Annotated in this window: 30 protein-coding genes; 17 read left to right on the top strand and 13 right to left on the bottom strand. The window is 42.0% G+C overall.

Annotation, left to right across the window (positions count from 1 at the left end):
• Positions 1–5: 5 nt before the first annotated feature.
• From FC26_RS05015 to FC26_RS05005, 3 genes are all read left to right on the top strand, one after another.
• A complete protein-coding gene (locus tag FC26_RS05015) occupies positions 6–947 on the top strand; it encodes a Dyp-type peroxidase (RefSeq protein ID WP_057778372.1) in 942 nt (313 codons plus the stop codon).
• A gap of 257 nt (positions 948–1,204) precedes the next feature.
• Complete coding sequence (locus FC26_RS05010; RefSeq protein ID WP_057778370.1) at positions 1,205–1,789, top strand: hypothetical protein; 585 nt, start codon at positions 1,205–1,207, stop codon at positions 1,787–1,789.
• Positions 1,790–1,955: 166 nt separating this feature from the next.
• Entirely contained in the window at positions 1,956–2,207 is a 252-nt protein-coding gene (locus FC26_RS05005; RefSeq protein ID WP_057778368.1) for a hypothetical protein, read from the top strand.
• A gap of 4 nt (positions 2,208–2,211) precedes the next feature.
• Here FC26_RS05005 and FC26_RS05000 read toward each other — a convergent pair whose 3' ends face one another.
• A complete protein-coding gene (locus FC26_RS05000) occupies positions 2,212–2,511 on the bottom strand; it encodes a DUF2316 family protein (RefSeq protein WP_057778366.1) in 300 nt (99 codons plus the stop codon).
• A 126-nt stretch (positions 2,512–2,637) separates the two neighbouring features.
• On the opposite strand from FC26_RS05000, the gene FC26_RS04995 reads away from it, so the two are divergent.
• Positions 2,638–3,072 (top strand): MarR family winged helix-turn-helix transcriptional regulator, encoded by a 435-nt coding sequence (locus FC26_RS04995; protein ID WP_057778364.1) that lies wholly within the window; start codon positions 2,638–2,640, stop codon positions 3,070–3,072.
• A gap of 239 nt (positions 3,073–3,311) precedes the next feature.
• On the opposite strand, the gene FC26_RS04990 is transcribed toward FC26_RS04995, so the two are convergent.
• Complete coding sequence (locus FC26_RS04990; protein ID WP_057778362.1) at positions 3,312–5,375, bottom strand: LysM peptidoglycan-binding domain-containing protein; 2,064 nt, start codon at positions 5,373–5,375, stop codon at positions 3,312–3,314.
• A gap of 481 nt (positions 5,376–5,856) precedes the next feature.
• Here FC26_RS04990 and ade point away from each other — a divergent pair, with 481 nt between their 5' ends.
• The 3 genes from ade (at position 5,857) to FC26_RS04975 (ending at position 9,126) form a co-directional block, all read left to right on the top strand.
• Positions 5,857–7,518 (top strand): adenine deaminase, encoded by a 1,662-nt coding sequence (gene ade, locus FC26_RS04985; protein ID WP_083483756.1) that lies wholly within the window; start codon positions 5,857–5,859, stop codon positions 7,516–7,518.
• Positions 7,519–7,616: 98 nt separating this feature from the next.
• Positions 7,617–8,543, top strand: a complete 927-nt coding sequence (locus FC26_RS04980) for a hypothetical protein (RefSeq protein WP_057778360.1) — start codon at positions 7,617–7,619, stop codon at positions 8,541–8,543.
• Positions 8,544–8,739: 196 nt separating this feature from the next.
• Positions 8,740–9,126 carry a hypothetical protein gene (locus tag FC26_RS04975; RefSeq protein ID WP_057778358.1) on the top strand — a complete coding sequence of 129 codons (387 nt, stop codon included), beginning with the start codon at positions 8,740–8,742 and terminating at the stop codon, positions 9,124–9,126.
• A 46-nt stretch (positions 9,127–9,172) separates the two neighbouring features.
• Here the strand turns inward: FC26_RS04975 and FC26_RS04970 are convergent, their stop codons facing one another.
• The gene (locus tag FC26_RS04970; protein WP_057778356.1) at positions 9,173–9,703 is read right to left on the bottom strand and encodes a hypothetical protein; all 531 of its coding nucleotides are present in this window, start codon (positions 9,701–9,703) and stop codon (positions 9,173–9,175) included.
• Positions 9,704–9,943: 240 nt separating this feature from the next.
• Here FC26_RS04970 and FC26_RS04965 point away from each other — a divergent pair, with 240 nt between their 5' ends.
• From FC26_RS04965 to FC26_RS04955, 3 genes are read left to right on the top strand one after another with little or no spacing between them, the layout of a single operon-like run.
• The gene (locus FC26_RS04965) at positions 9,944–10,744 is read left to right on the top strand and encodes an EAL domain-containing protein (protein ID WP_057778354.1); all 801 of its coding nucleotides are present in this window, start codon (positions 9,944–9,946) and stop codon (positions 10,742–10,744) included.
• Between the two features lie 16 nt (positions 10,745–10,760).
• Positions 10,761–11,270 (top strand): hypothetical protein, encoded by a 510-nt coding sequence (locus FC26_RS04960; protein ID WP_057778352.1) that lies wholly within the window; start codon positions 10,761–10,763, stop codon positions 11,268–11,270.
• Positions 11,271–11,297: 27 nt separating this feature from the next.
• A complete protein-coding gene (locus tag FC26_RS04955) occupies positions 11,298–12,620 on the top strand; it encodes a glycosyltransferase family 2 protein (RefSeq protein WP_057778350.1) in 1,323 nt (440 codons plus the stop codon).
• Between the two features lie 300 nt (positions 12,621–12,920).
• Here the strand turns inward: FC26_RS04955 and FC26_RS04950 are convergent, their stop codons facing one another.
• Positions 12,921–13,574, bottom strand: a complete 654-nt coding sequence (locus FC26_RS04950; protein ID WP_191978879.1) for a YczE/YyaS/YitT family protein — start codon at positions 13,572–13,574, stop codon at positions 12,921–12,923.
• A gap of 165 nt (positions 13,575–13,739) precedes the next feature.
• On the opposite strand from FC26_RS04950, the gene FC26_RS04945 reads away from it, so the two are divergent.
• Positions 13,740–14,171, top strand: a complete 432-nt coding sequence (locus FC26_RS04945; RefSeq protein WP_057778348.1) for a hypothetical protein — start codon at positions 13,740–13,742, stop codon at positions 14,169–14,171.
• A 24-nt stretch (positions 14,172–14,195) separates the two neighbouring features.
• Here FC26_RS04945 and FC26_RS04940 read toward each other — a convergent pair whose 3' ends face one another.
• From FC26_RS04940 to FC26_RS04920, 5 genes are all read right to left on the bottom strand, one after another.
• Positions 14,196–14,513, bottom strand: coding sequence for a carboxymuconolactone decarboxylase family protein (locus FC26_RS04940; RefSeq protein WP_057778346.1), 318 nt, complete (start codon positions 14,511–14,513; stop codon positions 14,196–14,198).
• Positions 14,506–14,934: a cupin domain-containing protein gene (locus tag FC26_RS04935; RefSeq protein WP_057778344.1), complete on the bottom strand. Its 429-nt coding sequence runs from the start codon at positions 14,932–14,934 to the stop codon at positions 14,506–14,508. Before FC26_RS04935 ends, FC26_RS04940 begins: the two co-directional genes overlap by 8 nt.
• Positions 14,935–14,952: 18 nt before the next feature.
• Complete coding sequence (locus FC26_RS04930) at positions 14,953–15,696, bottom strand: SDR family oxidoreductase (protein WP_057778343.1); 744 nt, start codon at positions 15,694–15,696, stop codon at positions 14,953–14,955.
• Between the two features lie 190 nt (positions 15,697–15,886).
• Positions 15,887–16,357 carry a hypothetical protein gene (locus tag FC26_RS04925; protein WP_057778341.1) on the bottom strand — a complete coding sequence of 157 codons (471 nt, stop codon included), beginning with the start codon at positions 16,355–16,357 and terminating at the stop codon, positions 15,887–15,889.
• A gap of 28 nt (positions 16,358–16,385) precedes the next feature.
• Positions 16,386–17,546, bottom strand: a complete 1,161-nt coding sequence (locus tag FC26_RS04920) for a LysM peptidoglycan-binding domain-containing protein (protein ID WP_057778338.1) — start codon at positions 17,544–17,546, stop codon at positions 16,386–16,388.
• 746 nt (positions 17,547–18,292) lie between these two features.
• On the opposite strand from FC26_RS04920, the gene FC26_RS04915 reads away from it, so the two are divergent.
• The gene (locus FC26_RS04915) at positions 18,293–18,754 is read left to right on the top strand and encodes a GNAT family N-acetyltransferase (protein WP_057778336.1); all 462 of its coding nucleotides are present in this window, start codon (positions 18,293–18,295) and stop codon (positions 18,752–18,754) included.
• 227 nt (positions 18,755–18,981) lie between these two features.
• Here FC26_RS04915 and ribB read toward each other — a convergent pair whose 3' ends face one another.
• Positions 18,982–19,641 (bottom strand): 3,4-dihydroxy-2-butanone-4-phosphate synthase, encoded by a 660-nt coding sequence (gene ribB / locus FC26_RS04910; RefSeq protein ID WP_057778334.1) that lies wholly within the window; start codon positions 19,639–19,641, stop codon positions 18,982–18,984.
• A gap of 401 nt (positions 19,642–20,042) precedes the next feature.
• Here ribB and FC26_RS04905 point away from each other — a divergent pair, with 401 nt between their 5' ends.
• The 5 genes from FC26_RS04905 to FC26_RS04885 all read left to right on the top strand — a co-directional run bounded on the left by FC26_RS04905 (position 20,043) and on the right by FC26_RS04885 (position 24,590).
• On the top strand, positions 20,043–21,041 hold the full coding sequence (locus FC26_RS04905) for an ADP-ribosylglycohydrolase family protein (RefSeq protein WP_057778332.1): 999 nt from the start codon (positions 20,043–20,045) through the stop codon (positions 21,039–21,041).
• 28 nt (positions 21,042–21,069) lie between these two features.
• A complete protein-coding gene (locus FC26_RS04900) occupies positions 21,070–22,422 on the top strand; it encodes a purine-cytosine permease family protein (RefSeq protein ID WP_057778330.1) in 1,353 nt (450 codons plus the stop codon).
• Complete coding sequence (locus tag FC26_RS04895; RefSeq protein WP_057778329.1) at positions 22,422–23,339, top strand: PfkB family carbohydrate kinase; 918 nt, start codon at positions 22,422–22,424, stop codon at positions 23,337–23,339. Before FC26_RS04900 ends, FC26_RS04895 begins: the two co-directional genes overlap by 1 nt.
• Before the next feature lie 349 nt (positions 23,340–23,688).
• Complete coding sequence (locus tag FC26_RS04890) at positions 23,689–24,045, top strand: DUF488 domain-containing protein (RefSeq protein ID WP_057778327.1); 357 nt, start codon at positions 23,689–23,691, stop codon at positions 24,043–24,045.
• 89 nt (positions 24,046–24,134) lie between these two features.
• A complete protein-coding gene (locus FC26_RS04885) occupies positions 24,135–24,590 on the top strand; it encodes a hypothetical protein (protein ID WP_057778325.1) in 456 nt (151 codons plus the stop codon).
• Positions 24,591–24,640: 50 nt separating this feature from the next.
• On the opposite strand, the gene hxlB is transcribed toward FC26_RS04885, so the two are convergent.
• From hxlB to FC26_RS04870, 3 genes are read right to left on the bottom strand one after another with little or no spacing between them, the layout of a single operon-like run.
• On the bottom strand, positions 24,641–25,183 hold the full coding sequence (gene hxlB / locus FC26_RS04880) for a 6-phospho-3-hexuloisomerase (RefSeq protein WP_057778323.1): 543 nt from the start codon (positions 25,181–25,183) through the stop codon (positions 24,641–24,643).
• A gap of 1 nt (position 25,184) precedes the next feature.
• Positions 25,185–25,808: an orotidine 5'-phosphate decarboxylase / HUMPS family protein gene (locus tag FC26_RS04875; RefSeq protein WP_057778321.1), complete on the bottom strand. Its 624-nt coding sequence runs from the start codon at positions 25,806–25,808 to the stop codon at positions 25,185–25,187.
• Entirely contained in the window at positions 25,805–26,767 is a 963-nt protein-coding gene (locus FC26_RS04870) for a sugar kinase (protein WP_057778319.1), read from the bottom strand. Before FC26_RS04870 ends, FC26_RS04875 begins: the two co-directional genes overlap by 4 nt.
• Positions 26,768–26,788 lie beyond the last annotated feature (21 nt).

Here is a 26,788-nt window from a genome sequence, read left to right as displayed (position 1 = left end):
AGTTTATGTCAATCGACCTTAAAGACGTCCAAGACGTTTACAAAGATGCCGGTGAAAATATTATTTTTTCAACACTTATGCTTAAACGCGATGATTTAGCCCATGATCAGGAAATAATCGCTAACTTAGCTGAACACTTACCCGCATTCATCAATAGTTTAAATGTCCGTTACCCAGATGCTAAATTGGCCGTTGCTTTTGGGTTTTCGCGTCGTGCCTGGGACTATTTATTTCCAGATGCACCGCGGCCTGCCGAACTAGAAGCATTTGCCCCTATTACGGGACCTAAGTATACTGCTCCTGCCACACCGGCTGATCTTTTTTTCCATATTCGGGCCCGCAACTCCGCAATTCCATTCGAACTCATGTCCGAAATTATGACGATTTTGGGAGACCATGTGACGGTTGTCGATGAAACTCATGGTTTCCGTTACTTCGAAGGTCGCGCAATCATTGGGTTTGTGGATGGCACTGAAAATCCCAGTGCCTTGGACACCCCTGAATATGCCATCATTGGGGATGAGGATCCACAATTTATTAACGGTTCCTATGCTTTTGCTCAAAAATACATGCACAACATGGACGCTTGGAATAAATTAAAGGTCGAACAACAAGAAGCCGCAATTGGTCGAAAGAAGTTCAATGACATTGAACTCGATGATGATCAAAAAGCAGCTAACGCGCACAACGTTGTTTCTCAAGATAATAAAGACGGCATTGAACACAAAATTGTTCGCATGAACGTCCCCTTCTCGAATCCCAGTGAAAAGGAAAATGGCACTTATTTCATTGGTTATGCTCGCCACTGGCAGGTCACCAAGCGGATGTTAGAAGGAATGTTTACAAAATCCGACCGACTTCTCGATTTTTCAACGCCGGTCTCTGGCGAGATCTTCTTCATCCCCTCAAAGTCAGTACTAGCCGCCATTGCGGATAACACACTTTAATTTTAAACAGCCGGACAAAAACTACTCTTTTTGTCCGGCTGTTTATATCTACAAACTGATTAGTCACAATTAGCGTCATGTATTAGCTATTCGCCTCTGAATTAACGAATAAGATCACAAAATTCGCTATCTTCTTAGATTTATTTACAAAAACTAGTTTATTTGCTAGCTCTGATCCCGTTTTCGTATTATCATTATTACCATGATCAAAAAAGATAGCGTTTTCTAAACTAGTTAACTAATGGAGTGACTCAATCATGGGAATTTTAGGAACACAGACTTGCGCCGTATGTGGGACAAACGTTCGACCACCACATGCCAGATACCGTATTGCAAATAAAGAAATCATCTGCAAAGAATGCTACCAGAAAGCTCAAATTCAGGCCGATCAAATGAAGCTGGGCCGGATTTTATTATCCGCCGATCAAATCAAAAAGCAGATTCGTGATATCGATAAATTCAAAAAAATGGCAAACAAAAAATCTAATAAAATTCGCGACGCGCTTGTTAAATTTGGCGTATCAACCATCGATATTGACCAATTTCCGCCTGAAAAGATCGCTAATATCAGTCTCACACTCAAAAAGCATGAAACCATTCTTAACGCCTTGACCGTTAATGATGGTCCACAAATGGCAATCCTTGCATTGACATTCGAAAAAATTATTCAACTTACCACTGATGACGTGCTACTTTTCCCACTAGCCGCCATCACCCATCTGCAGACCAATGATGCTAACCAACTCAGCTTTGAATTCGATGGTCGTGTCTTCACGTTCAGTAGCTCAAATGCTTCCCTAATTCGCGAATTTACGACACAGGTTCAAGATCGTCTTGAATAAGACTCCCAAATTTGTTCGAATAAATTTTAATTTCATGATATATTAGGTACTAATAAGACTATATGGAGGATGAACATGGCTTTAGATCGCCACGTTCGACTGATTAACTATGAATATGCTATTTGCTGTATTACTATTTATATTCTGCATCGGTTTTGCAGGATTCATGAGTTACCGAGATCAAAAAGATGAGCGCGCTAGCAAAAAAGCGATTCTCAAAGAAAACCTCGGAACTTACTATCATTTAAAATCTATTTCAAAATGGCTAACAATCATTGCCGTCGTTATCCTAGTACTGGTCCTCATTCTTGCCTTCTTTGCTGGTCGGAACGTCATCGTAACCTTGTTATTAATCGACAGTATCATCTTTATCATCACGGGTAATATCACTGCGCACTACAAATTGCTTCGTCGCTAGGCGACTATCCTAACCGACGCTGTTCAATCCGACGACTATCTAAAAACCAATATTGGTGATAATCTCCTTTCAAAGCCGTAAATGGAAGGGGATTTTTTTGTTGGTCAAGAATTTGTTCCTCTAGATAGCTTTTCAAAATCCACGGATCTTCAATGTGTGTGACTTTTAATTGGAGGATATTTTGAATTGTTTTCGGAGATGTTTTTAAATCTCGGGCAACCTGTTCTTCGCTTAATCCACTTAGGATTAAGTTCCGTTGCAGTTCTTTTTTGGTTACTCTTTTTTCCGCGACCGTTAGCGACATTTTTGATTCCGCCTTTCAAATAGTTGTAATTTTAACTATTTGCAGAATACATTTTATACAACCCATTGTCAAATCACTCGATCTCCTTTAAACTGAATCATGAAAAATAGGGAGGAATTTGATTTAATGAAGTTTGAACAGGATGATACAAGTGAGCTAATTTACACTCTTAGCACACTACAATATAACTATATCGCCCATCGGTTGAAATCAATACAGCTCAACACGCTACAAGCCCGCAGTCTCAACTACATTAGCCTTCACCCTGGAACTATCCAGCGCTCATTGTCAGACTATCTCGGCAAAAAGCAGGCCACTGTCACCAATATTTTAAAACTATTGGAAGATCGTGGTTACCTTCTAAGAAAGATTCAAGCCGACAACGAGCGACAGAAGAATCTCTTTCTTACCATGGCTGGTGAAAAATTGGTTACAGATATTCAAAAGATCTTTATTGATCTAAATACATTAATCAATGAACCTCTCGCGAAATCTGAACATCAAGATATCCTAAACAGCCTGCTCAAAATCAAGGAGCACCTCAATAACATTAATCCTTAATTAAAGTCGGTCAACTTCGATCGGCTTTTTTTGCTGGTTACAAAAAAGCATTCCTCGACCGAAAGGAATGCTTTGAATGGAGTTTACAAGTACAAGTGTTAGTACCATCAGATACCAAACAAGAGATATACCCACTATCCTGAAGTGGATATAAAGTGAGTATATGACTAACCAAATGTAAGCGCAACCACTTTCTGCAATTTTCTTTATAAATAACAAAAAATGATAGGCACCACTATCTATAATTTAATTATTTGCCCACTATAAATGGTGTACGGACTAGAAATGTTGTTAAGCTGGGCCAATGTCGTCCAACTTACCCCGTACCGGCTACCGATTCCTGATAAAGTGTCGCCACTCTTAACTGTATAAGTCTTACTCGTCGACGTGTTTGTGCTGGAGGTCGTTTTGTTGGTACTCCCACTAAGCGTTAATGTTTGTCCCACGTAAATCATATTAGCATTTGTGAGGTTGTTATTGCTGACCAGCGTGCTAACCGTTATTCCGTATTTAGCAGCAATTGCGGACAATGTATCGCCGCTCTTGACTGTATAGGTCGTCGTTGAACTCGTTGTTCCCGTCGTGGTTGAAGAACTTGTGGCCGTTGTGCTGAGGGTTATCGTTTCACCGACGTAAATCGCATTGGCGTTTGCAATCTGATTAGCGCTGACAAGTGAGCTGACAGTCGTATCATACTTAGCGGCAATCGCGGATAGCGTATCGCCACTTTTAACTGTATAAGTCGTGGTCGTTGCACTGGCACTTGAAGCCGTTGTGGCCGCGGCTGCAGTAATCGTAAGCACCTGTCCCACGTTAATCAAGTTGATGTTACTGATATTATTCAATGATTTTAATGCCGCGGTTGTCGTTCCATATTTGCTGGCAATCGCAGATAATGTGTCACCACTTTTAACCGTATAAGTCGTTACAGTACTGGTAGTAGCCGTAGAACTGGCGGCTGCGCTTGCGGCACTAGCAGTAGAACTAACTAACAATTGCTCGCCAACGTAAATCAAGTTGGCATTACTAATCTGGTTCAAAGACACTAAGTTAGCGGTTGTGGTGCCATAGGTTGTCGCAATTTTTGATAGTGTATCACCGCTCTTAACCGTATAGTACTCCGATCCAGTCGCCGTAGTCGTCGAGGTTGAACTCGTCGTACTATCCGATGCAATGGCTGTTCCTGCTAACGCAATTTGATCCAACTGTGTTAAATTATACTCTTCAATAATTTTAATTAACGAACTTGCATAGCTTGGATCAGTCGCATATCCATCTGATTGTAAATCTTCAGCAACCGTTTCGTAATTTGTAACACCTAGTAAATTACTATAACGTGAATTTGAATACAGGAAATAGCCGTGATCTTCGACACTTTCAGAATTATTATCATAGGCGCGAAATTCGGCATAGACCGTCACGTAACTTCCGTTCACATATTCCTTGGTTGGATAATTAACGTAATTCCCATTATACGTTCCCTTAATACCAAATAGATTATGAGCTTCAGTTGACAATGTTGACTTGCCCCATCCACTTTCGAGAATTGCTTGGGCAACCGTCACTGATGGCAAAACACCATATTCATCCCAACCAGCAATTGCGCCATCTTGCAAGCTTTCAATGAACGCCTGTTGCGTAGCATTCGAACTGTACGTTGGTTGTTCCGTTACTGAGCTAGCTGCTGTTGCAACAACCGTTTGCGCCTCTCCCGTCGCCTCATAGGCGGCAGCGGCAGCAGATTTTGCGGTTTCGACAGCCGCACTGTCTTCTGAAACTAGCATCGTCGTTTGAGTGGCAGAGGATGAGGCACTCTCAGCCGTCGTTGATGCACTAGCCGCACTTGAACTCGTGCTTGATGAGACACTACTTGCGACACTATTAGCAGTGCTTGTCACTGTTTCACTCGCGGCACTCAAAGTTGCTGAAGATGAGCTCGCCACACTGGCGGCTTGATCATTGGTGTCAGTCGCTGTGCTACTCGTATCGGCAGTCGAAGTTGCAGTACTGGCAAGCGCTGCACTACTTGATGTCGAACTCACACTCACAGTAGAAGCTGCACTTGAATTCACCGCACTACTGGCACTGAGCGTCACTTGCTGCTCGTCGGATATGCTGGCCGCACTGCTGGTTGTCGCAACCGCATTAGCTGTTGCCCCCGTCTCACTGACAGTAGTATCCGCATGAGCAACCGTGACCGATGCCGTCACACCAATCGATAAGGCAGCAATACTTGCAAATATCCATTTTCGCCCTTGTTTATACATTTTATAATGATATTTTTCTTCACCAATTTGCTTCATAAGTTTGTCCTTTCAGTAAATGATCCATTTAATTTTATGTACTACGAAATGAAATTATAACTTGAGTTTCTAAGCAATAATTAAGACCATCAACAGTTGTTAAGATAACTTAACTTTCCCAATGTGTCAAAGCATCATATATCTCTTAAAAGTGCTGTTATAATACCGTTTCAAGTTGAAATGTTACAAAAACACGACAGGTTTGTAATCAGACTTTAACACTGCTAAATTACGACTTTTAATGCCAATATTACAAATAAATTATTTGTTTTAGTTTTGCTTTATTTCTTTCTTTAGCTATCTTTTATCTGTATTAGTCATTCGTAATATGCAGTATTGCTTTCATTCCTAAAATACGATTAAATATTCATTTTTAAAATAACCTATTTCGAATGTATATAACTTAAAGATGCTTGACATTCAACTCAAAGTGACAAATAATATTTGATCAATGCTTAATATCTTTGGAGGAAGAATGATTATGCGTACTGTCGATACCTGTATCAAGAATGGTCAAGTGCTAAATGTTTTCAAACGTCAATTTGAGCAACACGATCTTTGGCTCGACCATGAAACCATTGTTGCCGTTGGAACCACTGATTTCGCGGCTAGAAAAATAATTGATGCCCGTGATAAATATATCGTTCCGGGTTTCATTGATGCCCACGTGCACATTGAAAGTTCCATGGTTACTCCGAGTGAAGTCGGTAAAGTTCTCTTGAAACATGGGGTCACCGCAATTGTGACTGATCCTCACGAAATTGCAAACGTCATGGGAAAGGCGGGCATTGAATACATGATTAAAGATGCTCGTCAAACACCCATGGACGTCTTCTTCATGCTTCCCTCTTCCGTTCCTTGTACCCCATTTGAACACGCCGGTGCGACACTCAAAGCGGCTGATCTAAAGCCACTATATCAGTACCCCGAGGTTCACGGACTCGCTGAGGTGATGGATTATCCTTCAGTACTGGCCAAAGATCCCGAAACACTTGCTAAAATCCAAGATGCTAATGATGCTGGTTATCATGCTGACGGTCATGCTGCCGGCCTATCAGTTGAACAACTAGACGTTTATCGCCAAGCAGGAATCCACACAGACCATGAGGCGGGAAATGTCGCCGTAATCAACGATCGACTCGCAACTGGCTTTTCAATATTTCTTCGTGAAGGAACCGTAGAACGTGATATTGCAAACACCATTCAGGCTGTCAATGAAAGTAACGCTCAAGATTTTTCATTTTGTACTGATGACAAACTGATTGATGATCTAATGAGTGAAGGGTCGATTGATTACTGTATCAAATTGGCCATCCAACTTGGTATTCGTCCTGAACTCGCTTATACGATGGCAAGTTACAATGCTGCAATGGCTCATAATTTAGCTCATACCGGTGCATTAGCGTCTGGTTACCAAGCAGACCTAGTTTTCCTTAACGATCCCCATAACGTCAAAATCGACGCAGTAATGAAAAATGGTCAGTGGATCAAGGAACAAACTAGTCACCCCGCTGCAATTGGTGTCAATACCGTTCACCATCAACTCCAATTGCAGGATTTGGCACTACCATTAAGTAGTGACTATTGCCACGTGATTGGGATTCAGCCAAATCACATCGTCACTGATCACATTAAAACGCATGTTCCAACCGAAAACGGTCAGTTTCAGGCTGATCTTAATAACGACATCTTAAAGATGGCCGTTATTGAGCGCCATCACCATCTTGGAACCGTTGGCCTCGGACTGGTTAAGGAATTTGAATTACAGCATGGTGCCATTGCGACAACCATTGCTCATGACTCTCATAACCTCGTCGTTGTCGGAACTAGCGATACAGCCATGTTTCGGGCTGTCGAAGAGGTCACTCAAGCGGGAGGTGGCATTACCGTTGTCGACGATGAAAAAGTACTGGCGACAATGCCGTTGGCAATTGCCGGTCTCATGTCTGCAAAAGATTATCAGAGTGCAGCACAAGATTTAACTGCAATCACGGCAGCCTACCAACAGATCAGTACAAACCGTGAATTCAATCCCTTTATCACCCTTTCATTTTTGACACTTCCCGTTATTCCATCCATTAAGCTCACTGATCAAGGACTCTACGATTTTGATCAGCAGCGCTTTATTGACTTAGAAGTTTAATGATTATTTTTGGGGACAAGCCTAACGGTTTGCCCCCTTTTTTAATCTCCCAGAATTCGCTATACTACTAGTTAACATATCATTTGGGAGGCAACAAGATGGATCTAACAACCATGGATCGCTCAGAACTTGAAAAAACATTTCGGCAGGCAATGTCTTATGACGAGGAGTACCAAAAGCTCATCCCCTTGCGTGATGCGCGAAATCGTTATCTTGCACCAGCATTTGAAAAAACGAACGACGGTATTTTCGCTCATAATCAACAACAGGCCGCACTAAAAGATCCTGAAATCACAAAGCTTCAGGCTGAGATTGATCGTGCAAACGATCGGCTTCAGCTCGCTGAAAATCCAGTTCCGATTAAGAAAAAGAATGACCGACAAACCATTATTTTCACCGTTATTTTAGTGGTAATTGCAATCGTTGCTTTTATCGCCGGTAAGACACTTGACTTTCCCAAAGATACCACGCCACAACGGACCATCACGATGGTGTACACCGTAGCCACCTTCTTTGCTATCGCCTACGTGATCTATCGCTACTTTTATTGGAAAAAGTACAAGGCCGCTCTCATTACCTACGCTAAAAAGAAGATTACCGAACTGGCACCCACTCAAGAAAAGATAACTCATCTTAAATCCCAAATTAATGAGCAATATGCTGAGAATATTGCGCCATTTAGCGTCACCTTTAAGGATGACGATCCTGCTTTTCAAAAAGTTCAACGACCTTATCTCGCCCAACAAGCAATTGTCGATCAGTGCCAAGCTGCGTATGAGGCCATTCCAATAGATCTTCGAGATAAGCACACCATTCAACGTTTTATTCAAGCCCTCCACCAGGATTCAGATGCTAACTGGCGGTCAATCTCCGAAAACTATTTGCAAGAAAAGCAACAAAGGGCGGCTGCCATTGCGCAAAAAAAGCAAGCAGAACAACAACAAAAGCTGGATGCACAAAATAATACCGCCCGAAAACGTAACCAGCGTCACCTGCAGCAACAACATATTCACCAAGACAAATAAATGCATTGAAACCGTCTTCTCCTTCAGACGGTTTTTTATTAAGGATCGTCCAAAAAGGGATTATCTTTCCCGTCACAATGTGCTAAAGTTAGACATGGTGACGTCACCTAAAAATCACCGTTCAGTCAATTAAAAACTAGCTATTCGTGCCAGTTTTCGCTATATTAGTAACTAGAATAATAAATGAGGTGAAAGCATGCATTTGGTCGAGTATGCAAAAGCATTTAAAAGTCACGAAGACACGTATTTAGCCCTTTTGGATGCGGATAGATTTACGGAAGATGAGGTTGCCCTCATTCAGTCCAGTCGTTTTGAAAACTTAGAAGCACCCTTAGTCGAAAAAATGGCCGAAGCCTACAAGGACGCACAATTAGTACTCATCCGAAATGATGAAAAATTTAAGATTCTAAAACAGCGCGTTTTGATCATGCTGGAATCTAAAACAGATGAAGACGATCTCAACACTGCTCTATTCACAATGTACGAGTCACTGATGAATGATGTCGATACCAATATCGCACTGTACCAATCGTACAAAGCGATGTTACCTGCATATCAAAACGAAATCGGAAATAATAACTAACTGATTTTAAAAAGGATCACTCTTACTTTTCCAAGAGTGGTCCTTTTTACGATTTTAATAATTGTTTCAGTCGTCTAAACGGCGTATCTGATAAAGATGGCGTATGCGGCTTTGGCTGTTGACTCGAACAATGAGACTGAGTTATTGCTTGATTTAAATGTTCCGTGGCAAGAACGATATCCAAAGTTGACACATTCGAAACATGATGCTTTTCAAATTGCAGCAATTGCTGTAGTATACGTGTTCTATCCCGTATGTCTGGATTTGCCGCATCCAATTCGGTAAGTGCGCACAACGAAACTTTTGCGCGGTCCACCGCAATTTGTCGCTCAGCTTTCAACTGTTCAATTTGGGGTTCAAGGCATGTAAGAACTCGGCGGACCGTCTCTGAGTCCAACCAGTCGTAACTGACAGTCAACCAGTCGAGTGTATCACGAACCAGCGGCTCACAGATAACCGGTTGTGCGCGCTGTCTAATCATATCGCCATAATCGGGGGCTTGTTGTTTATAATTCATATTCACAGTTTTTCCTGTATTATACATCGACACTACCTTGTTCTGCCGATCATCATTCATGACTCGATTCTCCAACTGTTATCTCTCCCATACAAAATATATTTTCTACCGTTTACTCTTTAACCATAAGTTACCCGATTTACAGTGAAAGTTCAAGATGTTGCGCATCATTTTTGTTATATAAACCGCGAAAAAAGCCGTTTTTTTCAACAAATTCGTGCATACTACTATACGACATAAATAATATTAACTAAAATGAAATCAATCTACTTTTTATATACCTTATATTAGGAGGATGTTATTTTGCTACACCAACTCGAATTCTGGTTATTCTGGCTATCCATGCTTTTACTGGCCAGTTCAATTACCATTATTAGCCTGTACTTTTATCATTCCCGTAAACGTTCAAATAACTATCTAGGCCAGCAACAATTCGAACTGCGCTATTTCATTCAAAAACAAGTTGATCGAAACGGTCATTTAACGGGATACGAATGTCTTCTGAGACAAAAAAATACCGATGGTTCTTGGACACTTCCTAAAAATCTAGACACATTGCCCCTACAACGTGTCATTTTCTTATTGGAGGATACCTTCAAGTCATTACCGACCGAAAAAATTCAGCTGTCGATCAACTTAGAATACGATCAAATCATCAGTCCAGAATTTGATTATTTTGTGCGTTGGGCAATTAGCAAGGTTGCACCGATGAAATTGGCAGTCGAATTAAACGTTCAACCTGGGACACATTACCATAATAAAGGTCGTTTTCTTCACCATATTCGCCAAGGACAATCATACGGTATGCAACTGGACGTCGATAATATTGGTACGGACAACGCTAGCCTCAGTAGCATCGAATGGATGCTACCAGTGATCGATACATTAAAGTGTTCCATGCGCGATTTTCGTAAAACTGATCCTTCTATTTGGCTGGATCTTAACCTGCAGTTCTGGCATCGCTTTTCAGAAGAACAACATATCAACCTTGTGTTGACGGGCATTGAAAACGAAGAAGACGAATCTCTAGCAGAACAATTGCATATTGATTTACGCCAAGGATACTTATTTGGCCGTCCAATTGATCCTATTAGTAACTAATAAAAAGGAGCTCACTATGTCAGCCAAGCAACAACATCAAGATTCACAACAATTATATACTGACGATTACTTCAGCCGTGGTCACTGGGGCCTTAAAATTTGGCAGACTTTTGTCGCGATTATGGGCTGGCTTTGCGTATTAGTCCCTGTATTCATTACCGTTTGGAGTTATCTTGGCACAACGATCGGCAAGGTCCAGCCAATTTGGCGTTACCATGAAGGTATTTTTGAGATTCAATTCATTGGGATCATCCTTTTATTTCTCGCGGTTGTATCCCTTATTTTCACCGTCTCAATGACTATTATTCAGACGCGTAAGCGAGATCGTCTTGTAGAACAATGGCCTACATTCAATCCGATCAATCAAAAAGCCCGCAAAACCGAGCTGGATAAATTTATGAATGACCGGTTTGGGGACGATCAGTTCCGGCAGGCCGTTCGAAATTATCGGGTTGAAAGTGATCAAAATCTGAATACCGACGAAATTCACCAACTCTTTGACCAACAGCATCTTGACGACCTATAAGTTTAAGAACGGAGACTAACATTATCCATGATTGATCATATTTTTGAAGCAACAACTATCCAAACAGTGATCACAATTGCCATGCTGATCCTTTGTCTATACCCTATTACGGGCGCCTTCTTTTGGTTCTTTGGCGCCCTGTCTTACCGTTTTTTAAGACCTAACTCTGAAGATAACGATTGGCAGGTACTGGCACCCAAAGATCAACCAATGATCACGATTATGATCCCCGCTCACAATGAAGAGGTCATGATCGAATCCACTATTACATACCTGTTTGAACAACTCAACTACACCAATTTTGAAATTCTTGTTATGAATGATGGTTCAACTGACGAAACTGCAACGATCATTAAGCGGTTAGAGCAACGTTTTCCCCGTCTACGAATGATTGAAATTGTTAAGAACAAAGGTAAAGCCCACGCCTTTAATATTGGCATGTACTTTGCTAAAGGGGACTACATTCTCAGTAATGATGCCGATACAATTCCTGAACCTGACGCCTTGATGAAATATATGAATTATTTCGTTCACGATCGAGACCTCAACACTTCGGCCGTCACTGCCAACATGGATGTTCAAAATCGCACCAAATTAATCGGTAAATCGCAAACGGTTGAATTTTCAAGTATTGTGGGCGTCATAAAACGTAGTCAATCGGCAGTTAATGATTCGATGTATGCCTATAGTGGTGCCAATACCATGTATCGTAAATCATTTCTCATTGACGTGGGTGGCTTCCGACAAAATCGAGCCACCGAAGATATTAGTATCGCTTGGGATCATCAAATGATCGGTGCGGTTCCACGATTTGCACCCAATATCGTTTTTCATATGAACGTTCCCGAAACCATCGGTGATCTATACAAGCAACGAAAGCGTTGGGCACAGGGCGGCACAGAAGTTTGGCTCACAAACATAAAAAAATTTGTCTTCCATCCCATCAAACACCGCTACCAATTATCAATGTTCATTGACTCAACGCTTTCCATCGTGTGGTCGTTTTTCTTCATCATTACAACTGCCATCTTTTTGATAACCCTGCTCTATTTCCTAATGACGGGTAACGTGGAACGCTTCTTTCATAGCATTGAAATGTCATTTATCTTCGTCACATTTGAAATGTTGGCCGGTCTCTTGCAGCTGCTTGCTGCCTTGATTCTGGATCATCACGGTGCCAAATTAAAATATCTTATTTTTGCTCCCCTCTACATGCTGTTCTTTTGGATGATCAACCCTATCACAATTGCAGTAACGTTTATCCCAGCACTCAAAACAATCTTAGGATTTGGTTCTGGAACGTGGGTCAGCCCTAAGCGCCAACAATTAATTCAATCCAAAGATCATTAAGACCACATAAAAAGTTCCGATCATCGCCTCGCGATCGGAACTTTTTTCAAACCGATGAAGTATCAAATAGACAGCGCAGGATATCGGTTTGACAGTCGTACTTGGGCATCCTTTTCAGGATGGTGTTAGCTTAACACGAATCCATATCTTGCAACGCACACAGATCGATCTGAATTCCTAAGTTTTATCTGCAATTAGGAAATTAAATGTACTTGTAATACACAACTAAGTTCACACCTTTTTCATTCTGATTATTTGCTATATACATAATCCTGTTAGTAAAGGATTCATCGGTCACTCTTAATTTTGTACCCACTTTGTAAATGCTGGCATATGGTCTTCGATCAATCCAATAATTCGACCAGTAAAGATCGCAGATAAAATCGTTCCTTCCCGAACACCGACAAGCGACTGCGTAAATATCACCGATAAAATCACGGCCATCACCACCATTGTAATATCAGCTCGAACTTTCATTTTCGCGAATGGCTGGCGAAGACGAAACGCAAATGCGGCCGCAATGCCTTCCCCAGCCATCATGATTGTCCGCGAATTAACTTCGAAAAACACACCAATCGCGAGACAACCAATGCTAATAATTGTGAGACACAATTTAACCCAATATGCGTGCGGATCAATAAATCCAAAAATCTGAATAAACAGATCGATTAATTCACCAAAGACAATCGTTGGCACAATTTGAACTACATTCTTGCGATTGAAATTTTTCCCAAGGACAACAGCCTCCAATACAATCACCAAGGTCATGAAAATAATGGTCGTTTGCCCAATTGTTAGTGGCGTAATGATACTCAAAACGTTGGGCACACTTGAAATCGGGGACGTTCCTAATGTAGCAATTTTAGCTAATGCAACGCTCATTGCCATAATGATAATACCGACAAACAACAAAAAATAATGTTTTATGTAAAAATAACTGTTCTTATGTTTCACTCTTTTCTCTCCCTACCATGAATAATTGAACACTTAACATTACAACTATTCTCCTGCAATAGTCAAATCTATTTAATTTAGTTAAATTTGATGTCAATTCTTCACTTTACGGCCAAACAGGACTAGTATACTAATACATTCTTTTTTATGAAGGTAAATAATCGTATGCAATCAAAACACTTTCGCCACTACGTCATGGATCGCTGGACGGACGGCAAATACCACGTCTTTATTCGATACTATGGTAAATACAACGACAAACGGCGTCGGTGCTACGCCTTTAAAACAAACTGGGCTGCATTGAAGCCCTTCGCACGCTACAATCACGAAGAAGTCACTGTTAATAATCAGCGACTCACAGAGCAATACTCAGTGAAGCAACAAGACAATACCATCATCGTCAACATCGATCAATCTATTCCGTTCGAAACTGAGGTGACGATTCACTTTGTATTCGACATCGTGCACCGCGCGCCAGCAGGCACAAAGCTATCAAACCAAGCTGCATTGCAAATCTTTAACCCACGCAATCATGCTGTTTTTGACGTATATTCTAATCTGGCATCCATTACTAAGCCAATAAAACAGGCCAACTAATTGAAGTTGGCCTGTTTTATTATATTAATTTTGATAAACCTGCTTGGCCAACCCGAACGCTGACCATGCCTTGGGCCATCCAGTATAAAAAGAGAGATGTGTAATCAACGCCACCATTTCATCTTTTGTGACCCCATTTTGCTTTGCAATTTTAATATGTGCCTCAAGTTGTGGGACGCCTTGCGTCATCAAGCTCGCCACCGTAATCAAACTCCGATCATGCGCTGACAGTTGATTTTCTTGCGACCAAACTTCACCAAACAGAACATCATCGTTCAACTTCGCGAATTGAGGTGCAAAATCTCCCAGGTTATCACGTCCCGCAGTCTGTTTCTTAGCCATTTTGCTGTGCCTCCTCAACTGCTTGATATTGCGCATCGGTTACTGGCTCCAGCCATTCTGGTGTTCCGGCAGTAATCGCGATATGCGAAAACCAGCTATCCTTAGTGGCCCCATGCCAATGTTTAATGCCATCATGGGTCACCACGACATCCCCTACACTAAGATGTCTAGCTGGTTTACCATCTTCTTGATACCAGCCTTCACCACCCGTCACTAATAAAATTTGATACCCATCATGATGAATATGCCAATTATTTCGGCAACCTGGTTCAACCGTCACGTTACCCACGCCGACGGTTACTTGATCATCATTTACTAATCCTTGCAGATAGCTTTGTCCTGTGAAAAATTGGGCATAGGCATCATTTTTCGGACCACGTGGAAAAATACCATCTTGGCTGAGTGCCTTATTTTTATTCAATATTCATACTCCCTTTCATTAGGCCTGTTTTGTTGGATAAATCGTAAATTCACTAATATTGACATCTACTGGTTGCTCGATCGCAAAATTAACCACTCGCGCTACAGCATCTGGTGTAATACCGACGGTTTCATATAACTGCTTCATACCGGCGCTAGTTTGCTCATCCGTAATTGTGTGAAGTAATTCCGTGTTGATTGCCGCCGGGTATAACGTGGCGGTTCGGATATTAGTGCCTTCCTGAGCACTTTCCATCCGAATCACTTCCATTAAATTACGAACTGCAAATTTAGTCGCACCATACACGCCTGCGCCAGGAAAACTCTTAATACCTGCGACCGATGAAGTTGTAATAATCTGACCATGTCTCTGTGCGGTAAATTCCGGCATAACTGCCGCAATACCATTTAAAACACCTTTGATATTAATATCGATCATCGCATCCCACTCATCAACATGTAACGCACTAATCGGAGAACTTGGCATAATTCCGGCATTGTTGAAAATCACATCCACGGTTCCAAACTCTTTTTTAGCAGTTGCAACCAACGCCTGAACAGATGCTGCTTTAGTGACATCAGTCACCGCATAGGTTGCTTGGCCCCCGTGCTGCCGAATATCTGCAGCAATTTGGCTTAATTTTGCTTCACGACGCGCCCCTAATACCACTTTTGCCCCGTTGGCGGCTAATAACTTTGCACTGGCTTCACCAATCCCTGATGAGGCACCGGTGATGATAACCACTTTATTTTGAACTGTCATTAACTAACCCTTCTTTCCTTGATCCATTTGCTAATTTTATGAACTAATTGCACTACAGATATCAGTCTATCCTGAGATGTTCATTTCTACCAATGCCTATTATTTTTGCCTTCTATGCTTTTGAAGCATAGAAAAGCATAAAAAAATAGGTATCCCACGGTCACTACTTACCACGAGATACCTATTTAAATTAATTAACTTTTTCAAAAACTGTCTTACTCTTGACTTGTCCTTGCCCAGCATCAGCAATTTGATAGGTAAAGCTGTGCGAGGTAAATTTCTTACTGGTTGCTAAAATCTTATTATATTGCCATTGTGAAACTTTGTTATCTTTAGACGTTTCTGCCAATGTCAACGTGCCACCATCAGCCTTATACGTCCAAGTTGCATCTTTGGACTGCGTCTGATACTCCGAATTAAAATCGCTTGAATTAGTAGCTGCTTTTAGAGCAGTGCTCTTGTTTTGGTTAACAACCACCTGATCCCCACTCTGGGCAAAGGTAATATACAACGCCTTGTCTTTAGAAACACTTTGATAACGGTAAGTGTTCCCCGGAACCTTTTTCGCTACCGAATGACTCATATTCCAGTATGTGCCACCAACCACTAATAGAATAATAACGACAATAATCCCAACAATTGTCCATCTTTTCTTATGCATAACCTATGACTCCCCCGTTATTATTTAATTAGTAGTCTGAATCCGTAGTATCCGTATCTTCATCAGATGTCGTTGCATTTTGATTATCTTCTTGAGAATCAGTTTCTTGGTCATCCGATTGCGTTGACGTTTCATCATCAGTTGTGTCTTCATCGGTCGAATCTGATTCCGTTGAGTCTGATTCGCTATCAGTGGTATCGCTGTCACTATCTTCATCCGACTCAGTTGTTAAAGTAACATTGAAATTGTAATCACTACCGTCTTCAGTGATTGTAACTTCAATTTCATCAGCATCCGTAATATCAGCAGTTTTACCATCTTCATCTAACTGCTTGTAAATCTTGTTGGCAAGCTTCTTCGCATTTTTCTGCGTTAACTTATCATTCTTTAATGAGACCGTCTGATCTTCATCGTAGACCGTTTGAGTATCACTATCGGCATCATCGGACTCCGTATCCTCGTCATCACTTGATGAAGTAAAGTCAATTGATAACTTATCAGCGTCATCTTCGGACAAGCCTAATTTATCAACCAGTTTCTCACTGACGGCATCAGAAAATTCGTCTGAATCCATGCTATCCGAAGTTGTTGTGTCGTTTGAAGTATCGGAATCATCATCAGACTCACCTGAGACGCTACTACCAGACGGTGCAGAATAATCAGTTGAACTACTTGATGAATCATCACTGGTTCCTTCACCTGAAGGAGCAACTGGTGAAACATTAATAGTTACTGAATGATCACTGTTATCTACAAAATTATTGATTGTGACCTTAGTGTTAGCAACCCGGGTCCCATCCCCATCGTAAGTCCAACCCGTAGGCACATATCCGGACCGGTTTAATACCAAAGTATCGCCAGCATAGATAAGATCAATATTTTCAATGTTGTTGTCATACGCTAACTTACGAACTGAAATTCCCGTCGCGGTTGAAATACCAGATAATGTATCTCCCCATTGAATAACATAAGTGGAACCATTCAGGTTGTTCAGATTGATATGTTGCGCACTGATGTTGTTGCCAATTTGCTCCGATGTGTTGGCAACCCAGTTAGTAATGTCAGCACGTTCAGCATTTGTTTGGTTAGTATAAAAACTATCCGCAGCTACTGCCGTTGTTTGTCCGACAAAGGGTGCGAATAGGATGGTACTCGCCAATGCAGCCCCAACAATTCGTTTCGTATTCATTTGATTTCCTCCCAATATTACGCAATTCAATCATAATTGCATCATTTCAATTTTAATATTAACCGTTTTAATGGGCCGGCTCAATACTTTTACGTGATTTGAATCGTTTGTTAATCAATTTCTTATCTTATTTCGAATTAAGCCTAAAAATGCTGGAATCCATTGAAATGCTTATCGTTATATATCTCTTTTGGGCTTGTTTTAAACCTACGTTCACGATGATAGGATGACACGCAAAGCACGAATAATACTAAAAGTATAGGTGAAATCATTCGGTTTTTACGATATACTGCTTTTTGAGCTTAACCAGCTCAACATATTTATCGCAACAAACTCTCATCAGTGGTTTGAATGTGCAGTTTTCGCACGTTACCCCGACATAAACCATTGTCGCAATAACAACTGATGTACTTCATCACTAGATGAAGCGGCAATGATTTGAATGACGACCCTTTCAGGATGGGGTCGTTTTTTTGATTGAATTAGTCGTGAATGCACTAGTTTATTATAATATAATGTGAATTTAATTATAGCTAAATGAGTTACACAATTGTAATAATTCCGATCAATTGAAAATAAGTGTACTAATTGTCTGATTTATCCGCATAATGTTTGTCTTTTAGAACTGATCGACCAGTTGCAAGTCAACTGGAATCCGACTAAAATCATCTCTTGTTTGGTGATTACATCTATCAAGCACGGGGATTATACATAAATCGATCTAACATCAAAGGGGAATTTGATCAATGGAAATTACGGTTATGCACCAATTCGATTCAAAATGGGAGATGTTTGCTGAAAAAATTCATAATAGCTCTCCGATCGTGGGTGAACATCTCGCACACCTTATGCACAACCATGCCTTTCTTGACTGGGAACGCGTCATTGTAATTAGTGACCGCGATCAAGTTGTTGGTTTTTGTGCGCTATTAAAAAACGATGTTTTCAAAGCTACCCCACTCAGCCCATTTGTCAGTTCGATTTTCGTCAATGAGAGTTACCGCGGTTACGGAATCGGTCTTACACTTGAACTCGTCCGTCAAGCTGAGGGAGCTGCAGCCCAAGCAGGTTTCGATACAACCTATATTGCGACAGAAAAAAACGGGTTGTATGAACAAATGAATTACCAACAAGTTAACCATCGATCAGACAGGTTTGGTCATGACCGTCGTATTTTAATGAAAAGCATTAGCTACTTTAACAACTAAATAGCGATCTGCCCATATCGTCAAGCGCTATTCCTTTTGGTAAAAATATGCTATACTGCTCGACGCGTTATTTAATGGCTGGTCTCACACTTTTGTGTGGGGCCTTTTTTTGTTCAACACAAATGGAGTTGCTACAAGACTACGTTATCTTGTAACAACTCCATTTCATTATCTCTTATTTAATTGCCAATCTCTTTGCTAACTGATTTCCCGAATTCAGTTAACAATTACTTGCTGGAAACTAATTGGCTGGCACTTTGAATATGTTGCGCATCCATATACTTCACAATTTGATCGATCGTAATGTATGGCACGTCCAGTTTGTCGGATAACTGTTTCAAATCATCTCTTCTTGCCATCGTGCCATCGAATTTGAGGACTTCAATAATCACTGCAGCTGGCGCCTTTCCGGCTAGTAGGGCTAAATCAACGGCCGCTTCCGTGTGTCCTGTACGATCACGCAACCCATTAGGCTGTGCAATCAAAGGTTGAATATGGCCTGGATGATTAAAATCACTTGCTTGAGCCTTATCATCCGCAATATGTTGGATAGTTCGAGCACGATCAAATGCCGAAACCCCTGTTGTAACTCCCGTTGCTTCAAAAGTGCCGTCCATCGTCACTGAAAACGGTGTTTGGTGGGGATCGGTACTATTGGCCACCATATCATGAATGCCTAACTTTTGCGCAATCTCACCATTGACTGGTACACACATTAATCCATTGGCTTCATGCAACATATCATAAATGATATCTGCTTGGACATCTTGTGCAAGTGCGACGAGATCACCTTCGTTTTCGCGATCTTCATTATCTGACAAAATAATGAAACCACCCTGCTTCAAACGATCCATTGCTTCCTCAACTGTATTGAAATAATCTGACATAATCCTAACAACCTCTTTCTCTGATGTGTAGTATTAAGTGCAAAATCATCATACCTCGTTTATCACAAAAATACAAATTATTTTTTAGTATTTAAGAATATTGTTCGTGTTAATAATATAATCATAGTTATGTAACGCTATTATCAGCTTATTTTACAATAAAACACGAACTTAAATTAAACTAGGTCCACTTCATTAGGCCTCCAAAATATTTTATTCGTGACCTGTCTTGACAGGTCTGGTATCCTTATAGTGTTGTTGCTAAATGATAACTGTATTTAGCAATAACCATTAGTTACAACGTTTCATCTGATGACGCTTAAAGCTCCTTTTTATTCATCCTGGGCCCGGGAAATTCCATCAGATGCGATTAACTCTTTTAGAAAGAAGTTCAATATTTTATGCGTAACATAGATCATATCTTAGGTACCCTGTACGGTCAGGCCATCGGGGACGCTTTCGGAATGCCTTCCGAGCTCTGGCCAATTGAACAAATCCATGCGTACTTTAAACACCCTATCACGGAATTTCTTGATGGGCCTAGTTCCAACAACGTTGCCTGCAACTTTACTAAGGGCGAATACACCGACGACACCAATCAAGCACTTGCTATTATTGATGCCTTAATTGAAACCGACTGGCACCCCGATCAAGCTTGTCTTGTAGATCATATCATGCAATGGGCCAATGAAGTCGATGCGTGGCACAACAATATTTTGGGTCCTAGCAGTAAAGCTGCATTATTAGCGATTCGTCATCACGAAGACCCGACCGATGTTACTAAAAAGGCCTTAACTAATGGGGCCGGAATGCGCATTGCCCCAATCGGGACTTTATTTACCCCCGCTGATTGTGACGCCCTAGTGACAATGGTGTGTGAGATCACCAAAATGACCCACTCTAGCGATGTCGCCTATAGTGGTGCAACCGCAATTGCCGCAGCCGTTACCGCCGGTATTGCCGACTACTCGTGGGAAGATCTCATCACCTTTGCCCTAAACCCAAGTGATCAAGCTCGGCAGCTCGGAGCGCCCACTTGGGCAGCACAAGTCCGTGCACGAACCGAGTTAGGCGTACGTCTCGCGCACCAATACACAAATGATGCCGTCGCTTTCAGCCATGCCATATACACCCTAATTGGGACGGGCACAATGATTTCAGAAAGTATTCCAGCTGCGCTTGCGATTGCGTACTACACGCAAGACGTCAAAAAATGCGCCGTGATGTGTGCCAATTTAGGTGGTGACACGGATACAATCGGAGCAATGGCCACTGCGATCTGTGGCGCAAAAAATGGGATTGCATCAATTGATCCAACTTGGATTCGCTTGATTGACGAAAAGAATCCCACCCATGATCTCAAAAAATATGGGCAACACCTTTTAACTGCCACCCTATAAAAAACGTTTAAGGGAGAATTTAATTTCAATGCAAGACGATTTTATTAAAGTACCCAATTCAGAAAAAACACTCACTCCGGGCAAACTATTTTACAACTGGTTTGCCGCCAACATTGGTATCATGGGCTTCGTTTTTGGGGCCATGATCGTCAATTATCATCTGTCATTTACTCAATCCATGATCGCCGCCCTAATCGGTGCACTGTCGTTCTTAGCCCCAGGTTGGGTTGCCATGATTGGCCAACGAGAAGGCATCACAACATTCAAACTTAGTCGTGCAGCATATGGCATTTACGGTAATAAAATTCCCAACGTGATTGCTTGGCTCAATATGGTTGGCTGGCTCGCGGTCAACGTCATTACAGGAACACTACTGTTAGTATCACTTTTTAATGTAATTCACGTTGAAAAAAATACGGTCACTAAGGCCATTGCGTTAATTATTTTTGGCGGCTTAGTCATTTGCTCCGGGTTACTCACGGAAAACACACTCGCTAAAATTCAAACCTGGCTCAGTTACATCTTTGGTATTTTGACCGTTGTTATTCTGATTCTTTTTCTTGTTAAAGCCGACTGGCACGCTGCCTTTGCGCTTCCATCCGGCAACTGGATAACAGGCGTACTTCCCGCTATCAGCATCGTAGCGGCTGGATCCGGTATTTCTTGGTCGATGGCAGCCGCAGATTGGGGCGCCTACGTTAACCCACAAACCCGTCCCGCAGCAACCTTTTGGAATACAACCCTCGGCGGTGCCGTTCCAATGTTTGTTCTGATGGCCGGTGGAATTCTACTCAGTACCATCGAACCCTCGCTCGCAACTACCGGCGATCCTTTTGGTGTCATGTATGCCGCACTTCCAAGCTGGATTGGTGTAATTTACTTTCTAGTTGCCGCCGGTGGACTAATTCCTCAATGTATCATTTCGTTTCGTTCCGCCCGCATTAACTTGGCAACAATTGGCATTCATGTCTCTCAACCAACGTCCCTTCTGATTCACGGTGCCATCGTGATTCTAATTCCAATTTACGTCCTCTTTATTTCAGGCAACTTCCTCAGTAACTTTGAAATTTTCCTTAATTTTCTGGGGATTTGTTTAGCTAGCTGGGTCGCCATCTTCCTGTGTGATAGCATCATGTTTCGGCGGCACGGCTATGATATCCAACTGGTCAAACAAGATTCACTGGTTCACTATAATTTCGGTGGTATTTTATCTTGGATTTTGGCCACAGCAACCGGTTTTCTGTTCACAAACAACGCCATTTGGAATGGCCCATTTGCCCATGGCATCTTTCGCAATAATAGTTTGGGTGTTTTTCTTTCAGCTGTAGTCGCTATCTTCTGTATGCTGATCGTTAAAACATTTAAACGAGGTCGAATTTAATGCAAAAAATATTAATTATTGGCGCTGCATACGTCGACGTCATCGTCGACGTTCCACAACTCCCCACAACTGGTACTGATGTGCGTGGCAACCTACAATCCTACCGAGTTGGCGGTTCAGCATTCAACGTTTACGGTGCAACCACCCACTGCCATGCGCCGGCAGATCTGCTCGTCCCCATCGGCACCGGGCACTATGCTAACCTTGTTCGCGACTATTTTTATCAACATCAAATTCCAGTTAAACTATCCGTCAAGGCCGGTGACAACGGCTGGGATCTTTCAATGGTCGAACCAAATGGTGAGCGAAGTTTCTTAACAATTCCAGGCGTCGACCAGCACTGGAGCCCCAACTGGTTTTATAACACCGATTTATCGGAATACAAGTACATTTATCTCAGTGGCTACGAACTCGCTGAACAGGCTACCGCTGATGTCTTACTGACGACCCTCGCCCGGCGGTCAGTAGAATCGTTCTTACTGTTTGACGCCTCACCCTGGATTAGTCGACTATCGCCCCGCACGATTGATCAACTTTTAACTGATCATGTGATTGTGCATGGTAACGCAACCGAAATTCAATTACTAGTTCCAGATCAACCAACGTTGGAGCAACAAGCTGCTGCAATTTTCCATCGCACTCATAGTCCAGTAATTGTGACGCTCGGAGCGCGGGGAACCTATTACTATGACGGTCGCCACGCTAAAATCATCCCCGCAGTCTCAACGACGGTAGTTAACACCATCGGCGCTGGTGACACCCATTGTGGCGGCCTCATGGCCCACTTATTAGCTGGTGATTCTCTTCCAGAAGCCATTCAACATGCAAACCAGTTAGCCGCTCAAATCGTCGCACGAAGTACTGGTTCACTGCTGACGAGTGAGACGTTAAGTGATCAAACCACCCACTTAAAGTAATGATGATATTTAAGATTAACTGCGGTATACTGCTCTCTGAGCTAAATGCTCAAATTTTTAATCAACTCTCGTCAGTGGTTTGGAAAAAGCAGCCGACTACGGTTAGCTGCCATCCACCCTTTACCATCGGACGCCGCAATAATAACTGACGTATTCCGCTAAGATCTTCCTAATTTGCTTACTAGATCGGTCGACGTTCACTCTAGCATGTCACCAGTCATCCAACGATGACCCGTGACGGATACTCTTTTTGGCAGCCCTCCTTCCCGTGGGCTGTCTTTTTTGAAACGAATTGCTACCCATGATATCTGAAAGCGGGTACAATATCCTTATGAAGGGGGTGTCGACAATGACGATTATAACCGCCAGAATTTATGATGATGACCAACCAACCGGCTTTCGCATTTTAATCGACCGAATCTGGCCACGCGGAATCAAAAAAACAGATGCTAAACTTGACCTGTGGGATAAAGAAATCGCACCCAGCACCGAACTAAGGAAGTGGTTTGGTCATGATCCTGAACGATTTTCAGAGTTTAAAACTCGATTTGAACAAGAGTTAACTGAAAGTGGCGCTGTAACAAAGTTGGCGCAACAGATTCAAGATGACCAGCCCGAAAATGTGGTGTTATTATACGCAGCCAAGGACCGTGAGCATAACAATGCCGTAGTCTTACTGCCGCTTTTACAGCAGGCACTTAAATAAGTCGGCCCACTTTGACACAAAACTCAAATCTTTAGAGTTCCATGCTATAATAGGATCACTAATTAACGCGACTTTAGGGGTGTTTTGCAATGGGAAAACTTGACGACTTAGGCTTAGCTAGTAACGAACGACGTAATCAAAATATTATGCTGTTGCGTCAGAATTTTAACGACGAAAAATATAATACATTAGCAGACGTCGTCAGTAGTACCGGATACACGCTACCAACCGTAACACGCTGGGCGTTGGATGGAAACATCCCCTTACTCGATGACCATGGACAACCAGTGGTCGCCATTACTGATGACAACGCACGCCAGATCAACGTTGAAAACCGTTCGAAACATATTAACGACCTGTGCGAACTCTATTACGATCAAAAAGCCACCACCGTAACCGCTTGCACGGTAAAAATGGGCTATCCCGCGGCAACCATTATTGCTTGGGCGGTACAGGGCGATATTCCACTCATTAATTCCGAAGGTACGCCACTAGTACCGCTGAACGATACAAATACCCCTGTTTGGTTCGACTTAGACTACTAAAAAAGGCTACTACTTGTCATGAATGCAAGTAATAGCCTTTTTTGTCGTTGCTATTCCATGTTACTGTGGGTGTTGGCAGCATCATCGTTCGACACGTGATCACGTCGACTCAGTTGTAAACATACAATATCGAGAGTGATGTGGACACTTTGATCAAATAATGTACTCAATAGTTGAATTGAGTCAATGCCACTACCATTTTTAGTTGCACCCGGCACTGTAATCACCGCGTCTGCTACCTGGCCAAGTGGTGAAGCGGCATTGCTAGTCACACCAATCACGGTCACGCCGTCATCTTTAGCACGCTGTGTCAGTTCTAGGATGCTGGATGTCTTCCCAGACCCCGAAATCGAAATCAGGACATCGCCGGCTTGAATTGATGGTGTAATGGTTTCACCGATCACATATACTTGAAAACCAATTTGCATCAAGCGCATCGCAAATCCCTTTGCCATAAAGCCAGAACGGCCTGCCCCTAATACAAAGATTCGCTTATCCTTTTGAATTAATTTTTCTGCTTGTTCTACCTCTGGGAGACTGACCATTGCCATCACATGATCAACTTCACTCATTACGTCATTCACTAGTGTCATTTTAACGAATTACCTCCATAAATTTTTGAGCCGCTTGTAGTGGGTTTTCATCTTTGACAATTTTGCTTCCAACGATTACAGAATCAACGATTCCTTGATCAGCCAATTTTTGAGCTGTCGTCAAATCAATGCCCCCTGCAACCGAAATATGCTTAATTGTCGGGAAAGTTGCTTGAAAATGAGCCACTGAATCCGCGGCATCAAACGTACTTTCCGAATCCTTTGAATGATGCAGTCCATAAATTGCATGTTCAAAATGTTGAATCGTTTGAATTTTTTCTTCATTAACTTCCATCAAGTCAATAAAAATCTGTTTATTCCGTTGTTGTGTCACATCGTATACCTTGGTCAAGGTATCGACTGATGAAGCAGCCATCACGGTTAAAATATCGGCCCCCGCATCAAACCCCTTTTCGAACTCGTATACACCCTCATCGATAGTTTTGCCATCGTACAACAGTTCCGAATGCCATGTTCCAGCAAACGCTTTTTTGAGTTGTAAAAATCCGTAATCTTTAATTAGGGATGTTCCAAGTTCAATAATATCTACAACCCCGTCTAACTGCTGGACCAATCGTTTAGCAGTTTCTAAATCAACACGATCAATTGCGACTTGTAATTTCATTTTTCTTCTACCCCTTGTTTTTTATAAAATTGCAGTAATTTTTCGCGAGTTGGATAACCTTCATTATCCCCTAAAACTTGAACCTGCATCGCACCAACGGCATTCCCGCGTAACGCCGCCAATTCCAGTGACTTTCCTTCAAGAAGTGCCGTAATTACACCTAGGGCAAATCCATCGCCAGCACCAACTGTATCAACAACTTGATCCACTTTGAAACCTGGAATCAGTTGACCTGATTGCTTTTTAGTTTTAACAAAGGCCCCTTTAGCACCCACCTTAACCATGACAACCGATGTTTTTGGACTCTTTAAATAGAAATCAGCTATCTTTTCAGGATCACGAGATCCCATCAAAATTTCCCCTTCATCTACACCCGGTAACACGATATCGGCGTTCGTTGCCAACTCATTAATCGTTCGAATCATTCGCTCTTGGTCACCCCAAAGCGATGGCCGGAGATTAGGATCGAACGTGGTCGGAATTTTATTTTGATGTAATTTTTCATACAGAACTCGGAACGATTTCTCGGCCGTTGCTGAAATTGCTGGAAAGATACCAGACATGTGGGCAAATTTAACATCACTTAGATCGATATCTTCTAAAGCGTGACTCTGTAGATGAGAAGCAGCTGAATCTTTTCGGTAGTTAAATGTTTTCGGATCCCCAACTGTGACGAGCTGTTTTAGTTGATGGCCCGTAAAATGCTCTGAATCCCGGCTAATATGCTCGGTTCCAATTTGGTGATTTTTAATTGTATCAATCACATAGTCGCCCAGTGGATCGGTTCCCACCTGTGAAAAATAATCAACGCTATGACCTAATCGACGAATACCGATCGCAACATTTAATTCGGCACCACCCAAAATTTTCTTAAAATTTTCGGCCTTCGCTAGCGAGACATCCGGGTCAGTAGCGGCAAACGTGACCACTGGTTCGCCAATTGTAATAACTTCACTCATTTTATATTCCTCATTTCTTAT

The organism is Paucilactobacillus vaccinostercus DSM 20634 (assembly GCF_001436295.1).
Taxonomy (GTDB): Bacteria; Bacillota; Bacilli; order Lactobacillales; family Lactobacillaceae; genus Paucilactobacillus; species Paucilactobacillus vaccinostercus.
This window is presented reverse-complemented; position numbering and strand designations above follow the sequence as displayed.

Coding starts and splice junctions, on each gene's coding strand:
- FC26_RS05015 (WP_057778372.1), top strand. CDS start 6: ATGTCAATCGACCTTAAAGACGTCCAAGACGTTTACAAAGATGCCGGT.
- FC26_RS05010 (WP_057778370.1), top strand. CDS start 1,205: ATGGGAATTTTAGGAACACAGACTTGCGCCGTATGTGGGACAAACGTT.
- FC26_RS05005 (WP_057778368.1), top strand. CDS start 1,956: ATGAGTTACCGAGATCAAAAAGATGAGCGCGCTAGCAAAAAAGCGATT.
- FC26_RS05000 (WP_057778366.1), bottom strand. CDS start 2,511: ATGTCGCTAACGGTCGCGGAAAAAAGAGTAACCAAAAAAGAACTGCAA.
- FC26_RS04995 (WP_057778364.1), top strand. CDS start 2,638: ATGAAGTTTGAACAGGATGATACAAGTGAGCTAATTTACACTCTTAGC.
- FC26_RS04990 (WP_057778362.1), bottom strand. CDS start 5,375: ATGAAGCAAATTGGTGAAGAAAAATATCATTATAAAATGTATAAACAA.
- ade (WP_083483756.1), top strand. CDS start 5,857: ATGCGTACTGTCGATACCTGTATCAAGAATGGTCAAGTGCTAAATGTT.
- FC26_RS04980 (WP_057778360.1), top strand. CDS start 7,617: ATGGATCTAACAACCATGGATCGCTCAGAACTTGAAAAAACATTTCGG.
- FC26_RS04975 (WP_057778358.1), top strand. CDS start 8,740: ATGCATTTGGTCGAGTATGCAAAAGCATTTAAAAGTCACGAAGACACG.
- FC26_RS04970 (WP_057778356.1), bottom strand. CDS start 9,703: ATGAATGATGATCGGCAGAACAAGGTAGTGTCGATGTATAATACAGGA.
- FC26_RS04960 (WP_057778352.1), top strand. CDS start 10,761: ATGTCAGCCAAGCAACAACATCAAGATTCACAACAATTATATACTGAC.
- FC26_RS04955 (WP_057778350.1), top strand. CDS start 11,298: ATGATTGATCATATTTTTGAAGCAACAACTATCCAAACAGTGATCACA.
- FC26_RS04945 (WP_057778348.1), top strand. CDS start 13,740: ATGCAATCAAAACACTTTCGCCACTACGTCATGGATCGCTGGACGGAC.
- FC26_RS04940 (WP_057778346.1), bottom strand. CDS start 14,513: ATGGCTAAGAAACAGACTGCGGGACGTGATAACCTGGGAGATTTTGCA.
- FC26_RS04930 (WP_057778343.1), bottom strand. CDS start 15,696: ATGACAGTTCAAAATAAAGTGGTTATCATCACCGGTGCCTCATCAGGG.
- FC26_RS04925 (WP_057778341.1), bottom strand. CDS start 16,357: ATGCATAAGAAAAGATGGACAATTGTTGGGATTATTGTCGTTATTATT.
- FC26_RS04920 (WP_057778338.1), bottom strand. CDS start 17,546: ATGAATACGAAACGAATTGTTGGGGCTGCATTGGCGAGTACCATCCTA.
- FC26_RS04915 (WP_057778336.1), top strand. CDS start 18,293: ATGGAAATTACGGTTATGCACCAATTCGATTCAAAATGGGAGATGTTT.
- ribB (WP_057778334.1), bottom strand. CDS start 19,641: ATGTCAGATTATTTCAATACAGTTGAGGAAGCAATGGATCGTTTGAAG.
- FC26_RS04905 (WP_057778332.1), top strand. CDS start 20,043: ATGCGTAACATAGATCATATCTTAGGTACCCTGTACGGTCAGGCCATC.
- FC26_RS04900 (WP_057778330.1), top strand. CDS start 21,070: ATGCAAGACGATTTTATTAAAGTACCCAATTCAGAAAAAACACTCACT.
- FC26_RS04895 (WP_057778329.1), top strand. CDS start 22,422: ATGCAAAAAATATTAATTATTGGCGCTGCATACGTCGACGTCATCGTC.
- FC26_RS04890 (WP_057778327.1), top strand. CDS start 23,689: ATGACGATTATAACCGCCAGAATTTATGATGATGACCAACCAACCGGC.
- FC26_RS04885 (WP_057778325.1), top strand. CDS start 24,135: ATGGGAAAACTTGACGACTTAGGCTTAGCTAGTAACGAACGACGTAAT.
- hxlB (WP_057778323.1), bottom strand. CDS start 25,183: ATGACACTAGTGAATGACGTAATGAGTGAAGTTGATCATGTGATGGCA.
- FC26_RS04875 (WP_057778321.1), bottom strand. CDS start 25,808: ATGAAATTACAAGTCGCAATTGATCGTGTTGATTTAGAAACTGCTAAA.
- FC26_RS04870 (WP_057778319.1), bottom strand. CDS start 26,767: ATGAGTGAAGTTATTACAATTGGCGAACCAGTGGTCACGTTTGCCGCT.